Here is a 13,683-nt window from a genome sequence, read left to right on the forward strand (position 1 = left end):
CAACAGGGGGGAGTGCCGTGTTGCCAGTCGAGGACGCGCCCGGCTACCGGGTACTCGATCAGGCGGGCCAGGGCGGGTTCGCCGTCGTCTACCGCGCCTACCAGGAACGCCTCGACCGGGTCGTGGCGCTGAAGGTGTTGTCGGTGGACCGCGTCGACCAGCGTACGATGCGCCGCTTCCAGCGCGAGCTCCAGCTCACCGGCCGCCTCACGGGCCACCCCAACGTCGTGACCGTCTTCGACACCGGCGTGACGAGCTCGGGCAAACCGTACATCGCGATGGACTTCTTCGAGAACGGCTCGCTGCGCGACCGTATCCGCAAGGAGGGGCCGCTCGGGGTGCCCGACGTGCTGCGCGCGGGCGTCAAGCTCGCCGGCGCGCTGGCCGCCGTGCACGAGGCCGGGGTGCTGCACGGCGACATCAAGCCGCAGAACATCCTCATCTCCCGCTACGGCGAGCTCGCCATCGCCGACTTCGGCGTGGCCAGGGTCGTCGACTCCGCGGAGATCTCGGCCACCTCGCAGGCCTTCACCCCCCTGCACGCGGCCCCCGAGGTGCTGACCGGGCAGCCGCACTCGGCCTCCACCGACATCTACTCGCTCGGTTCGACGCTCTACCACCTGCTGGCCGGGCAGCCCGCCTTCCACAACCCGGCCGACCCGTCGATCGCGCCGCTGATGTACCGGGTGCTGAGCCTCGATCCGCCGCCGATCAACCGGGCGGACGTGCCGCCGGCGGTGCTCGGGACGATCCTGGGGGCGATGTCCAAGCAGCCCGAGCTGCGTCCCGGCTCGGCCAGGGAGCTGGCGCGGCGGTTGCAGGAGGTGCAGGCCGAGCTGGGGTTGTCGGTCACCGACCTGGTCGGCCAGGACCCGGGCCCCGGCCCCACGATGACCACCGTCCCCCGCCGCCCCCACGACCCCCCTCCCCACACCGCCACTCCGCCGTACTCCGAGGGGCCGTGGCAGCCTGGCGAGCTCTCCCTGCCCGCCACCGGGAGCCGGTTGCCCGCCGAGCCCGTACGCCGGCAGGTCCCGCAGCAGCCCGGCGGCCCCCACGGGCACGGACACCGGGAGGCCACCACCGCGCCGCCCTCCGGCGCGGGCAACCTCGGAAGACGCCTGCTGGTCGGCGGCGCGGTCGCGGTCGTGGCGATCGGCGGCACGGGCCTGGCCGTCTATCTGTCGCTCCAGCGCACCGCCGGCCCCGGCCCCACCCCCACCCCCACCGTCGGCCGGCGGCCCGAGGCGGGCGCGACCGCCACCGCCGATCCGCCGATCAGCAAGCGGGACGTCGCCGCGCTCGCCCCCCGCAAGCTCAAGGTCACCGCCGACCGCGGCGCCCTGGTCGAGCTGAGCTGGGTGTTGCCGGCCGACGCCCGCCGCTATCCGGTCGTCCTGCAACGCTCGCCGGCGGGCGCGACCGGGCAGGCCGTCACGGCCCTGAGCCAGGGCGCCACCACCACCCGTGTCGCCGGCCTCGACCCGGACACCGGCTACTGCTTCCTGGTGGGCGTGCCGCTGCGCATCTCGCGGGACTCCACGGTCGCCTGGTCGAAACCGGCCTGCATCCGAGGCGCGCGCTCAGCCCAGTAGCTTGCGCGCCGCCTGTTCGATCTCCTCCTCCGACAGCAGCACGAGGTTGGCCGCGTCGCCCAGCGGGATGAAGCTGTCGGCCGAGGTCACCCGCGCCACCTGCCCGGTGAACCCGGCGTCGAGCAGCTCGGCCACGACGCCCTCGGACACGCCCCCGGAGTGGCGGGTCTCGTCGGCGATCAGCACCTTGCCGGTCAATTCGGCCGCCCGCAGCAGGTCGTCCACCGGGAGCGGCGCGAGCCAGCGCAGGTCGAGGACGCGGCAGCCGTAGCCCTCCTGGGTGAGCCGGACCGCGGCGCGCAGGCTCATCCGCAGCCCGTTGCCGAACGTCACGATCGTCAGGTCGCGGCCCTCGCCGTACGAGCGCGCCCGTCCGATGGGCACGTGCGTCTCCCGCCAGCGCGCCGGCGCGGTGTACGACGCCAGCCAGCCGCCGTCGCCCTCCTCGAACAGGTCGCGCGTGTGGTAGAGCGCGATCGGCTCCAGGAACACGCACACCGACCCGGCGGTGCGGGCGGCGGCCAGGCACGTGCGCAACATGGCGGCGGCGTCGTCGGGACGCGCGGGCGAGGCGAGGACGAGGCCCGGGATGTCGCGCAGCGCGGCCACCGCGTTGTCGTTGTGGAAGTGGCCGCCGAAGCCCTTCTGGTAGGCGTAGCCGGCCACCCGTACGACCATGCCGTTGGTGTAGGCGCCGCGCGAGAAGAACGACAGCGTGGCGCCCTCGCCGCGGATCTGGTCGAGCGCGTTGTGCAGGTAGGCCAGGTATTGGATCTCCGGCACCGGGAGCTGGTTGGACACCGCCGAGCCGAGCGCGAGCCCGAGGACGGCCTGCTCGTCGAGGAGGGTGTCGAACACCCGCGAGGCCCCGAACCGCTTCTGCAGCCCCCGGGTGACGCCGTAGACGCCGCCCTTCTTGGCGACGTCCTCGCCGAAGACCGTCATCTCGGGGTAGACCACCAGCGCGTCGGCGAGCGTGCGGTTGATGGTCTGCGACAACGTCAGCGGCTTCTCCAGCTCGGGCAGCGTGCCCGCGAACGCCTTCTCCCTGACGGGGCTCTCGCCGGCCGTCGGGCTGATGTTGGCGATCAGGTCGGGGCGGCGCGGCGCGATCGGCTCCATGACCTCCTCGGCCGAGCCGAGCCGCGGGGCGCGGGTGGTCTCCAGCGCGATGCGCAGGACGTGCTCGCGCGCCGACTCGTACGTCTTGAGCAGCTCCTCCGGCGTCTCCAGGCCCGCCTCGACCAGCAGCCGCGCGGTGCGCAGGAGCGGGTCGCGCTCCATGTCGCCGCGCATCTCCCGCTGGGTACGGTAGGCCGACTCGACGTCGGACCCGGCGTGGCCCATCAGCCGCACGGTGGACAGGTGCAGGAACGCGGGGGAGCGGTTGGCCCGGACGTGCTGGACCGCGAGCGTGGCGGCGTCGTAGGCGTCGGCCAGGTCGCAGCCGTCGGCGGCGAAGTACGCGATGCCGGGCCGCCGGGCCGCCGCCTCCACCCAGCCCTTGGGGGTGCGCACGCTGATGCCGATGCCGTTGTCCTCGCACACGAACAGGATCGGCAGCGGCTGCCCCTGGAAGGTGGCGTAGGAGGCGGTGTTGAAGCCCGACAGGGCGCTGGCGTGGTTGATCGAGGCGTCGCCGAAGCTGCACACGGAGATGGCGTCGGGCGGCCAGGCCGACCGGTCGCCGAGCGCGGCGGCCCGCTCGATGGCGAAGGCCACGCCCACGGCACGCGGCAGGTGGCTGGCGATCGTCGAGGTCTGCGGGATGACGGCCAGGTGGGGATGGCCGAACACCTTGTGCCGGCCGCCCGCGATCGGCTCGTCGGCGGCCGCCGTGAGCCCCATCAGCACGTCGCGGATGCCCTGCTCGGGCAGCCGGCCGGCCTGCTCGGACCTGGTCAGGTAGAAGGCGCCGGACCGGTAGTGGAGCAGCGCCGGGTCGCTCGCCCTGGCCGCGGCGGCGACCGCCGCGTTGCCCTCGTGGCCGGCCGAGCCGATCGTGTAGAAGCCTTCGTCCTGTTCGCGGAGCCAGCGGGCGGCGATGTCGAGCAGGCGGCTGTCGAGCTGGCGCTGGAACAGGGTCCGGCACCGGTCGCCGGTCAGCGAGGTGCCCTCGCGCACCGGCCCGCCGGGATCTCGGGCGGGGCCTGCCTTCAGCGCCGCAACGGCTTGGATGAAATGAGTCTCAACAGTGTCGCGCGCCACACCCACGATTATGTATGTCATCGCCGCCGCCGTCTGCCGGAGTCCATGACAGGTTGTGGACCGGACCGTTTAACCCCGTTCTGTAACCGATTGTCAGAGTTGTCGCCGATCAGTTAGCGATCGTTAACACTGGCCTCGATCGCGGCGCGGGCCATCGCGTGCAGCAGCGGGCGCATGTCGTGGTCGGGCAGCTCGCCCGCGCTGTGCGGCGTCGAGTTGAGCAGCCCGAAGACCGCGTGGGTGGCCGCGCGCAGCCGGGCGGCCGGGCAGGCCGGGTGCAGCTCGGCCAGCACGGTGACCCACTCCTCGACGTAGAGGCGCTGCAGCCGCCTGATCCGGCGGCGCTCGGGCTCGGGCACGTTGCCCAGCTCGCGGTCGTGCACGGTGATCAGCGCGGGCTGGTCGAGCGCGAACGCGATCTGCGCGTCGAGCAGCGCGTCGAGCGTCTCGGCCGGCCCGTGGGACGAGGTCGCCACCGCCACCGCCGACTCCCGCAGCCGGGAGCTGACGTCGAGCAGCATCTCGGCGAGCAGGGCCTCCTTGCCGCTGAAGTGGCGGTAGAGCGCGGGGCCCGAGACGCCGACCGCGCCGCCGATGTCCTCGATGGAGACCCCGTGGAAGCCGCGCGCGGCGAACAGGCGGGCGGCCGCCGTGAGGATTTCCATGCGCCTTCCGCCGCGCCCGCGGGTAGATGTGGAGGCAGTGGTCACGTCTCACATGCTAGACGATTACGTTAATGATGACTAACATCTCGGCCATGACGAGAGGGGACTCATGAGCGACTGGCCGGTGCTGAAGTCGGCCGTGGAGCCCGGGAGCGAGGCGTACAAGCGCAACGCCGAGCTCAACGAGCGGCTGTCCGCCGAGCTGCTCGAACGGCTGGCGGTCGCGGCGCTCGGCGGTCCCGAGCGGTCGCGGCTGCGTCATGTCGAGCGGGGCAAGCTGCTGCCGCGCGACCGCGTCGACGGGCTGCTCGACCCGGGGTCCCGCTTCCTGGAGCTGTCGCCGCTGGCGGCCGGCGGCCTCTACGACGACCAGGCGCCCGCCGCCGGGATCATCACCGGGGTCGGCAGGGTGGCCGGGCGCGAGTGCGTGGTCGTGGCCAACGACGCGACCGTCAAGGGCGGCACGTACTACCCGATGACCGTCAAGAAGCACCTGCGGGCCCAGGAGGTGGCGCTGCACAACCACCTGCCCTGCGTCTACCTGGTCGACTCCGGCGGCGCGTTCCTGCCCAAGCAGGACGAGGTCTTCCCCGACCGGGAACACTTCGGGCGCATCTTCTACAACCAGGCCACGATGTCGGCCCGGGGCATCCCGCAGATCGCCGCGGTGCTCGGCTCGTGCACCGCCGGCGGCGCGTACGTGCCGGCCATGAGCGACGAGGCCGTCATCGTCCGCGGCCAGGGCACGATCTTCCTGGGCGGCCCGCCCCTCGTGAAGGCGGCCACCGGTGAGGAGGTCAGCGCCGAGGAGCTGGGCGGCGGCGACCTGCACTCCCGGGTCAGCGGCGTCACCGACCACCTGGCCGAGGACGACGCCCACGCCCTGGCCATCGTCCGCGACATCGTCTCGACGCTGGCCCCCAGAGCCGCCCGTCCCTGGGACACCGTCGCCCCCGAGGAGCCGCTGCACGACCCGCGCGACCTCCACGGGCTCGTCCCCGCCGACACCCGCCAGCCCTACGACGTGCGCGAGGTGATCGCCCGCCTCGTGGACGGCTCGCGTTTCCTGGAGTTCAAGGCCGAGTACGGCTCCACGCTCGTGACCGGCTTCGCCCATCTGCACGGCCACCCGGTGGGCATCGTGGCCAACAACGGCATCCTGTTCAGCGAGTCGGCCATGAAGGGCGCGCACTTCATCGAGCTGTGCGACCAGCGCCGCATCCCGCTGGTGTTCCTGCAGAACATCAGCGGGTTCATGGTCGGCAAGGCGTACGAGGCGGGCGGCATCGCCAAGCACGGCGCCAAGATGGTGACCGCCGTGTCGTGCGCGCGGGTGCCCAAGTTCACGGTGGTGATCGGGGGCTCGTTCGGTGCGGGCAACTACGCCATGGCCGGGCGGGCGTACTCGCCCAGGTTCCTGTGGATGTGGCCGAACGCCCGCATCTCGGTCATGGGCGGCGAGCAGGCGGCGAACGTGCTCACCACGGTCGGCAACGCCGACGCCGACGCCATCCGCGCCCAGTACGAGCACCAAGGAAACCCCTACTACTCCACCGCCCGGCTCTGGGACGACGGCGTGATCGACCCGCTCGACACCCGTACCGTCCTCGGGCTGGCCCTGTCCGCGGCGGCCAACGCGCCGCTCGAACCCGCCGGCTACGGCGTCTTCCGGATGTGATCATGTTCTTCGACCGTGTTCTCATCGCCAACCGGGGCGAGATCGCCGTCCGGGTCGCCCGTACGCTGCGCGCGCTCGGCGTCGAGTCGGTGGCGGTGTTCACGCCGCCCGACGCGGGCGCCAGGCACGTCCGCGAAGCCGACATCGCCCTCGAAGTCTCGAAATATCTGGATATCGAGGCGATTGTGGCGGCGGCGCTGGCCTCCGGCGCGCAGGCCGTCCACCCGGGCTACGGCTTCCTGGCCGAGAACGCCGGCTTCGCGCGGCGCTGCGCCGAGGCCGGGCTCGCCTTCGTCGGCCCGTCCCCCGAGGCCATCGACGCCATGGGCGACAAGATCCGCGCCAAGGCCACCGTGTCGGCGGCCGGCGTGCCCGTCGTCCCCGGCGGGGCCGAGCCCGGCGACGCCCTGACCGAATGGGCCGACTTCCCGGCGCTGATCAAGCCGTCGGCGGGTGGCGGCGGCAAGGGCATGGTGCTGGTGCGCTCGGCCGCCGAGCTGCCCGACGCGCTGGAGTCGGCCCGCCGTACGGCGCGGGCGGCGTTCGGCGACGGCACCCTGCTCATCGAGCGCTACGTCGAGAACCCCCGGCACATCGAGATCCAGGTGCTGGCCGACACCCACGGCAACGTCGTGCACCTGGGCGAGCGCGAGTGCAGCCTGCAACGCAGGCACCAGAAGATCATCGAGGAGGCGCCGTCGCCCTTCGTGACGCCCGAGACGCGCGCGAGCATGGGAACCGCCGCCGTCGAGGCCGCCCGCGCGGTCGGGTACGTCGGCGCGGGCACGGTCGAGTTCATCGTCGACGGCACCACCGGCGCCTACCACTTCATGGAGATGAACACCCGCCTCCAGGTCGAGCACCCGGTCACCGAGCTGGTCACCGGCCTCGACCTGGTGGAGCTGCAGCTCCGGGTCGCGGCCGGCGAGCCGCTGCCGTTCGCCCAGGAGGACGTGCGGCTGGACGGCCACGCCGTCGAGGCCCGCGTCTACGCCGAGGACCCGGCGCGCGGCTTCCTGCCCAGCGGCGGACGTGTGCTGGCCCTGCGCGAGCCGGCCGGCGGCGACGGGCCCGGCCGCGTCCGGGTGGACTCCGGCCTGGCCGAGGGCGGGACCGTCGGCAGCGACTACGACCCCATGCTCTCCAAGGTGATCGCCTGGGCGCCGGACCGCGCCTCGGCGCTCAGGTCGCTCGACCGGGCGCTGGCCCGTACGGCGGTCCTGGGCGTGGTCACCAACGTGCCGTTCCTGCGCGCGCTCGTCCGTCATCCGGCGGTCGAGGCGGGCGAGCTGGACACCGGCCTGGTCGAACGGGCGCTGCCCGAGCTGCTGCCCCGGGCCGGCGTGCCGGGCGAGGTGGCGGCCGCGGCGGCGCTGGCCTTCCACACGCTGCCTCAGGGCCCCGACCCCTGGCAGGTCACCGACGGCTGGCGGATCGGCGAGCGCGCCTGGACGACCTGGCGGCTGGAGTCGCGCGACGGAGTGCACGCGGTGCCCGTACGCGGCCTGCCGGACCGTTCGGCCGAGGTCCTGCTGGACGGCGAGGCGGTCCCCGCGCGCGTCACGACCGGCGGCGGCGAGCTGGCGGTCACGATCGGCGGCCGGACCACGCGCTACCTGACCGCCCGCCACGGCGACACGCTCTGGCTCGGCAGGGACGGCGAGTCCTGGGCGTTCACCCGCCACCTCATCGGCGACCCGGGCGACCGGCCCGGCGCCGCGGCGGCGGGCGACGGCGTGGTCAGGAGCCCCATGCCCGGCACCGTCCTGCTGGTCAAGGTCCAGACGGGCGACCGGGTGAGCGAGGGGCAGCCGCTGGTCGTCGTCGAGGCCATGAAGATGGAGCACACGGTCACCGCCCCGCGCGACGGCGTGGTCGCCGAGCTGCCCGTTCAGCCGGGCAGGCCGGTCGACATGGACGCCGTGCTGGCCGTGGTCACCGGTGAGGAGGCGTGATGGCGTACCGCATGGAAGGGCTTCCCGAGCGGGTCACCGTCTACGAGGTGGGCCCGCGCGACGGCCTGCAGAACGAGTCGGCGATCGTGCCCGTGGAGGTGAAGGCCGAGTTCGTCGACCGGCTGGCCGACGCCGGGCACACGGTCGTCGAGGCGACCAGCTTCGTGCACCCCAAGTGGGTGCCGCAGCTCGCCGACGCCGCTGAGCTGCTCGGCCGCCTCGACCGCAGGCCCGGCGTGCGCTACCCGGTGCTGGTGCCCAACGAACGCGGCCTGGACCGGGCGCTGGAGCTGGGCGTGACCGAGATCGCGATCTTCGCCAGCGCCACCGAGACCTTCGCCGCCAAGAACCTCAACCGCACGCTGGAGAGCCAGTTCGACATGTTCGAGCCGGTCGTGGCGAGGGCCCTGGAGCACGGCCTCGACGTGCGCGCGTACGTGTCGATGTGCTTCGGCGACCCCTGGGAGGGGCCCACGCCGATCGAGCAGGTCGTCGCGGTCGGCGAGCGGCTGCTCGGGCTCGGCTGCTACCAGCTGTCGCTCGGCGACACGATCGGCGTCGGCACGCCGGGCCACGTCACCGCGCTGATCGGCGCGTTCGGTGGCCCCGACCGGCTCGCCGTGCACTTCCACGACACCTACGGGCAGGCGCTCGGCAACACGCTCGCCGCCCTGAAGGCGGGCGTGACCACCGTGGACGCCTCCACGGGCGGCATCGGCGGCTGCCCCTACGCCGAGTCCGCCACCGGCAACCTGGCCACCGAGGACCTCGTGTGGATGTTGCGCGGGCTCGGCATCGAGACCGGGCTCGACCTGGACAAACTCGTGTCCACCAGCACCTGGCTGGCCGAGCGGCTGGGCCGGCCCAGCCCCTCGCGCGTCGTCCAGGCCCTCGCGAAAGGCTGATCATGTTGAACGACGAATACCAAGAGCTGCGCAAGACCGTAGAGGCGTTCGCCCGTGACGTGGTGGCGCCTGTGATCGGCGACTTCTACGAGCGCGAGGAGTTCCCGTACGACATCGTGCGCAAGATGGCTGAGATGGGACTGTTCGGCCTGCCGTTCCCGGAGGAGTACGGCGGCATGGGCGGCGACTACTTCGCGTTGTGCCTGGCGCTGGAGGAGCTGGCCCGGGTCGACTCCAGCGTCGCCATCACCTTGGAGGCCGCGGTGTCGCTGGGCGCGATGCCGATCTACCGGTTCGGCACCGACGAGCAGCGCCGCGAGTGGCTGCCCCGGCTGGCCTCGGGCGAGATGCTGGGCGCGTTCGGGCTGACCGAGCCGGGCGGTGGCTCCGACGTGCCCGGCGGCATGCGTACGACCGCCGTGCTCGACGGCGGTGAATGGGTGATCAACGGGACGAAGGCGTTCATCACGAACTCCGGCACCGACATCACCGGCGTGATCGGCGTGGCCGCGCTCACCGGCGAGCGGGAGATCTCCACGATCCTCGTGCCGAGCGGCACGCCGGGGTTCACCGTCTCCAAGAAGTACTCCAAGGTCGGCTGGAACGCCTCCGACACCCGCGAGCTGTCCTTCACCGACTGCCGGGTGCCCGCCGCGAACCTGCTCGGCGAGCGCGGCCGCGGCTACGCGCAGTTCCTGCAGACCCTCGACGAGGGCCGCATCGCCATCGCCGGGCTCAGCGTGGGCCTGGCCCAGGGCTGTGTGGACGAATGCCTCAAGTACGTCAGGGACCGCAAGGCGTTCGGCCACCCGATCGGCCACTACCAGGCGATCCAGTTCAAGATCGCCGACATGGAGGTGCGCGCCCACACCGCCCGCCTGGCCTACTACCACGCGGCCGAGAAGATGCTGGCCGGGGTGCCGTTCAAGAAGGAGGCGGCGATCGCCAAGCTGGTGTCCTCGAACGCGGCCATGGACAACTCGCGCGACGCCACGCAGGTGTTCGGCGGGTACGGGTTCATGAACGAGTTCCCGGTCGGCCGCTTCTACCGCGACGCCAAGATCCTGGAGATCGGGGAGGGCACCAGCGAGGTGCAGCGTATGCTCATCGCCCGCCAGCTCGGCCTCGGCGACCTCTGACCGATACCGGACGCCGCGGGACACACCTGCGACACGATGGACGAAAGGGCACAGAGGTTCTAGTGTCGTACCTCATGACGGCGGACGATCTTGTCATCAGGAGGGCGGAGGAGGCGGACGCGGACGCGGTGTTCGCGTTGGCGCGCGAGTTCGGGCTGACGTTCAGGCCGGAGCGTGAGGCCTTCGACGCCGCGCTCCCGCAACTCCTGCGCAACAAGGACGCCCTGCTGCTCACGGCCGTCGTGGGCGGCCGGGTCCACGGATACCTGCTGGGGTTCGTGCACCTGACGCTGTTCGCCAACGGGCCGGTCGCCTGGGTCGAGGAGGCGATGGTCCAGTCGGGCTCGCGCCGTCAGGGCATCGGGCGCCGGCTGCTGGAGGAGTTCGAGGCGTGGGCCCGTACGCGGCGGGCGGGCTACGTGGCGATGGCCACGCGGCGGGCCCCGGAGTTCTACCACGCCCTCGGCTACGAGGCGTCGGCCACCTTCTTCCGCAAGGTTCTGCGCTGACGCACGACACGGTTCCGCGCTGACGGGCGGCAAGGTTTTGCGCTGACAGACGACTGCCGGGGGTGGCGGTCCGATTTGTCGGTGTCTGATGGCATCCTTGGGGCGTGAGCATCCACGCCGTCAGCCCGCTGTTCGTCGGGCGTGCCCGCGAGCTGCACGCCCTGGGAGACGCCTTGACCAGGGCGCGCGCGGGCGCCTCGTCCACCGTGCTCGTCGGCGGCGAGGCCGGCGTCGGCAAGACCCGCCTGCTCAACGAGTTCGTCGACCGGGCGGGCGACGCGCGGGTGCTCGTCGGCGGCTGCCTGGAGCTGGGCACCGAGGGCCTGCCGTTCGCGCCGTTCACGGCCGTGCTGCGCGGGCTCGTACGCGAGCTCGGGCGCGACGGCGTGGCGGCGCTGGTGCCCGGCGGCACGACGCGCGGGCTGGCCCGGCTGCTGCCCGAGTTCGGCGAGCCGGACAAGGACGGCGCCGAGGCGCGGGCCCGGCTGTTCGAGCAGGTGCTCGGACTGCTGGAACGGCTGGCCGAGGAACGCCCGGTGCTGCTGGTGGTGGAGGACGCCCACTGGGCCGACCGCTCCACCCGTGACCTGCTGTCCTTCCTCGTCCGCTACCAGCGCACGGCGGCCCGGCTGCTGATCGTGGTCACGTACCGTACCGACGAGCTCCACCGCACCCACCCGCTGCGGCCGATGCTGGCCGAGCTGGGCCGCATCGAGTGGGTGAGCCGCGTCGAGCTGCGCCGGCTCACCCGCAGGGAGGCCGTGGCGCAGGCGGCCAGCATCCTGGAACGCGAGCCGTCCCCCGCCGCGATGGACCTGATCTACGCCCGCAGCGAGGGCAACCCGCTGTTCGTCGAGGCCCTGCTCAGCGAGGCCGAGGGCGGCGACGTGCTGCCCGAGTCGCTGCGCGACCTGCTGCTGGCCAGCGTCGAGCGGCTGCCCGACGAGACCCAGGAGCTGCTGCGCGTGGCCAGCGCGGGCGGCCAGCGCATCGAGCACGACCTGCTCACCGCCGTGGCCGGGCTCGACGACAACGCGCTGTCGCGGGCGCTGCGGCCCGCCGTGGCGGGCAACGTGCTGGTGGTCGACGGCGAGGGCTACGGCTTCCGGCACGCGCTCATCCGCGAGGCCCTGCACGACGACCTGCTGCCCGGCGAGCACACCAGGCTCCACACCCGCTACGCCGAGGCCCTCGAACGCGACCTGTCGATCCTGCCCGCCCCGCGCGGCGCGATCGAGCTGGCCCACCACTGGCACGCCGCCCACGACTCCACCTGGGCGCTGGTCAGCGCCTGGCACGCGGCCGCCGCGGCCCGCAAGTCCACCGCCTACGACGAGCAGCTCAGGATGCTCTCGCGGGTGCTGGAGTTGTGGGACCAGGTGCCCGACGCCGCCGAGCGCATCGGCTGCGACCGGCTCGACGTGCTCCGGCAGACCGCCACGGTCGCCCACCTGGCCGGCGAGTACGAACGCAGCCTCGCCCTGGCCGGCGCCGCGCTCGCCGAGGTCGACCTCGACGCCGACCCGATCAGGGCGGCCACCCTGCTGCGCCAGCGCGGCCTGACCCGCTACGACCTGGGCCGCGCCGGCCACCTCGACGACCTGCGCAAGGCGGCCGAGCTGGTGCCCGCCGACCCGCCGAGCAAGCTGCGCGGCCAGGTCCTGGAGACGCTGGCGCGCATGCTCCACCGACCCGAGGACTGGCCGGAGAAGCTGGCGACGGCCCAGCTCGCCATGGAGATCGGCCACGAGACCGGCGACGCCAACGTCGAGGCGCACGCGCGCATCAGCCTCGCCTGGGCGCGGTGGAGCTTCTCCGAGGTCGAGGCCCAGCTCAAGGAGTTCGCCGAGGCGCGCCGCGTGGCCCGCGCCCAGGGCGCCTACAACGCGCTCATGCGCTGCGCCATCTCCGAGTCCGACGCGCTGGAGGGCGCCGGCTGGCACGAGCGGGCCGCGCAGGTCGCCCGCGAGGGCGTCCAGGAGGCCGGTCACTACGGCCTGGCCCGCACGTCCGGCACGTTCCTGGCGATCAACCTGACCGAGCCGCTGGTCTCGCTGGGCCGCTGGGACGAAGCCCTCCAGGTCGTCGAGCAGGCCCTCGACCTCGCGCCGCCGGCGCCCTACCGGGCCAGTCTCCAGGGGTTCGCGATGGACATCGCGCTCGCGCGGGGGCAGCTCGACCGGGCCGACAAGCTGCTGTCGTCGTCGGGCAGCGTGCTGGCGCGCGGCACGTACCGGGAGCAGACCGTGCTGCCGCACCTGGTCAGGCAGGTCCTGCTGCTGCGGGCGCAGGGGCAGCCGGGTGAGGCGCTGGCCGCCGCCGCCCGCGGGCTGGAGGCGCAGTCCCCGCTGTCGTCCTCGCGTTACTCCTGGCCGGTGCTGGTGACGTTCGCGCAGCTCTGCCGGGCGGTGCTCGGTGAGGGCGGCTCGCCGTACGCCGGGGTCGCGGCGGCCCTCCTCACGCGGCTGAGGGAGACGGCGCAAGAGTTGCGGGCCGTCGGCGATCTCCAGGAGGCGCAGCGGCTGACGTTCGGGGTGCTGGCCGGGCCGGAGAAGGGGCCGGAGAAGGGGGCCGGGGCGGCCTCGCGCGAGGCGTGGGAGTCGGTGGTGGCGGCCTGGGCGGCGTTGCGGCAGCCGTACGCGGAGGCGCAGTGCCTGGTGGGGGCCGCGCACGCGGCGCTGGCCGGGGGCGACCGGCGGGGCACGGCCTCGATGGTCGCGCGGGCGCGGGAGCTGGCCGCGGAGCTGGGGGCCACGCCGCTGCTCGAACAGCTCGACGTGTTCGGGCGGCGGGCCCGCATCGGCGGCGGCGACGAACCCGAGGGGCCGCCGATGGGGCTGACGGCGCGTGAGCTGGAGGTGCTGCGCGAGGTGACGAACGGGCGGAGCAACCGGGAGATCGCCGAAGTGCTGTTCATCTCGGTCAAGACGGTCAGCGTGCACGTCTCCAACATCCTGGCCAAGCTCGGCGTCGCCACGCGCGGCGAGGCGGCGGCGACGGCCCACCGGCTGGGCCTGTACGAGTGACCG

The 13,683-nt window shown here is 73.1% G+C and carries 9 protein-coding genes; 7 read left to right on the plus strand and 2 right to left on the minus strand.

Annotated features, from left to right (window positions below):
* The first annotated feature begins 17 nt into the window (after positions 1–17).
* Positions 18–1,595 (plus strand): serine/threonine-protein kinase, encoded by a 1,578-nt coding sequence (locus IEZ27_RS06125; RefSeq protein ID WP_189646300.1) that lies wholly within the window; start codon positions 18–20, stop codon positions 1,593–1,595.
* Here the strand turns inward: IEZ27_RS06125 and IEZ27_RS06130 are convergent.
* Both IEZ27_RS06130 and IEZ27_RS06135 read right to left on the minus strand, forming a co-directional pair.
* On the minus strand, positions 1,584–3,803 hold the full coding sequence (locus IEZ27_RS06130) for a thiamine pyrophosphate-dependent enzyme (RefSeq protein WP_229823435.1): 2,220 nt from the start codon (positions 3,801–3,803) through the stop codon (positions 1,584–1,586). The two genes, IEZ27_RS06125 and IEZ27_RS06130, sit on opposite strands and share 12 nt — an antisense overlap.
* A gap of 113 nt (positions 3,804–3,916) precedes the next feature.
* A complete protein-coding gene (locus IEZ27_RS06135) occupies positions 3,917–4,468 on the minus strand; it encodes an SACE_7040 family transcriptional regulator (RefSeq protein WP_189646302.1) in 552 nt (183 codons plus the stop codon).
* A gap of 109 nt (positions 4,469–4,577) precedes the next feature.
* On the opposite strand from IEZ27_RS06135, the gene IEZ27_RS06140 reads away from it, so the two are divergent.
* The 6 genes from IEZ27_RS06140 (at position 4,578) to IEZ27_RS06165 (ending at position 13,680) form a co-directional block, all read left to right on the plus strand.
* Positions 4,578–6,146 (plus strand): carboxyl transferase domain-containing protein, encoded by a 1,569-nt coding sequence (locus IEZ27_RS06140; RefSeq protein WP_189646303.1) that lies wholly within the window; start codon positions 4,578–4,580, stop codon positions 6,144–6,146.
* Positions 6,147–6,148: 2 nt separating this feature from the next.
* Positions 6,149–8,101 carry an acetyl/propionyl/methylcrotonyl-CoA carboxylase subunit alpha gene (locus tag IEZ27_RS06145; protein WP_189646304.1) on the plus strand — a complete coding sequence of 651 codons (1,953 nt, stop codon included), beginning with the start codon at positions 6,149–6,151 and terminating at the stop codon, positions 8,099–8,101.
* Positions 8,101–9,006: a hydroxymethylglutaryl-CoA lyase gene (locus IEZ27_RS06150; protein ID WP_189646305.1), complete on the plus strand. Its 906-nt coding sequence runs from the start codon at positions 8,101–8,103 to the stop codon at positions 9,004–9,006. Before IEZ27_RS06145 ends, IEZ27_RS06150 begins: the two co-directional genes overlap by 1 nt.
* A 2-nt stretch (positions 9,007–9,008) precedes the next feature.
* The gene (locus IEZ27_RS06155; protein ID WP_189646306.1) at positions 9,009–10,145 is read left to right on the plus strand and encodes an acyl-CoA dehydrogenase family protein; all 1,137 of its coding nucleotides are present in this window, start codon (positions 9,009–9,011) and stop codon (positions 10,143–10,145) included.
* A 74-nt stretch (positions 10,146–10,219) separates the two neighbouring features.
* Positions 10,220–10,654: a GNAT family N-acetyltransferase gene (locus IEZ27_RS06160; protein WP_189646307.1), complete on the plus strand. Its 435-nt coding sequence runs from the start codon at positions 10,220–10,222 to the stop codon at positions 10,652–10,654.
* A 104-nt stretch (positions 10,655–10,758) separates the two neighbouring features.
* The gene (locus IEZ27_RS06165) at positions 10,759–13,680 is read left to right on the plus strand and encodes a helix-turn-helix transcriptional regulator (RefSeq protein ID WP_189646308.1); all 2,922 of its coding nucleotides are present in this window, start codon (positions 10,759–10,761) and stop codon (positions 13,678–13,680) included.
* Positions 13,681–13,683: the final 3 nt, after the last annotated feature.

The sequence above is a fragment of the Nonomuraea spiralis genome (genome assembly GCF_014648435.1).
Taxonomy (GTDB): domain Bacteria; phylum Actinomycetota; class Actinomycetes; order Streptosporangiales; family Streptosporangiaceae; genus Nonomuraea; species Nonomuraea spiralis.

Coding starts and splice junctions, on each gene's coding strand:
- IEZ27_RS06160 (WP_189646307.1), top strand. CDS start 10,220: ATGACGGCGGACGATCTTGTCATCAGGAGGGCGGAGGAGGCGGACGCG.
- IEZ27_RS06150 (WP_189646305.1), top strand. CDS start 8,101: ATGGCGTACCGCATGGAAGGGCTTCCCGAGCGGGTCACCGTCTACGAG.
- IEZ27_RS06155 (WP_189646306.1), top strand. CDS start 9,009: ATGTTGAACGACGAATACCAAGAGCTGCGCAAGACCGTAGAGGCGTTC.
- IEZ27_RS06140 (WP_189646303.1), top strand. CDS start 4,578: ATGAGCGACTGGCCGGTGCTGAAGTCGGCCGTGGAGCCCGGGAGCGAG.
- IEZ27_RS06135 (WP_189646302.1), bottom strand. CDS start 4,468: ATGGAAATCCTCACGGCGGCCGCCCGCCTGTTCGCCGCGCGCGGCTTC.
- IEZ27_RS06145 (WP_189646304.1), top strand. CDS start 6,149: ATGTTCTTCGACCGTGTTCTCATCGCCAACCGGGGCGAGATCGCCGTC.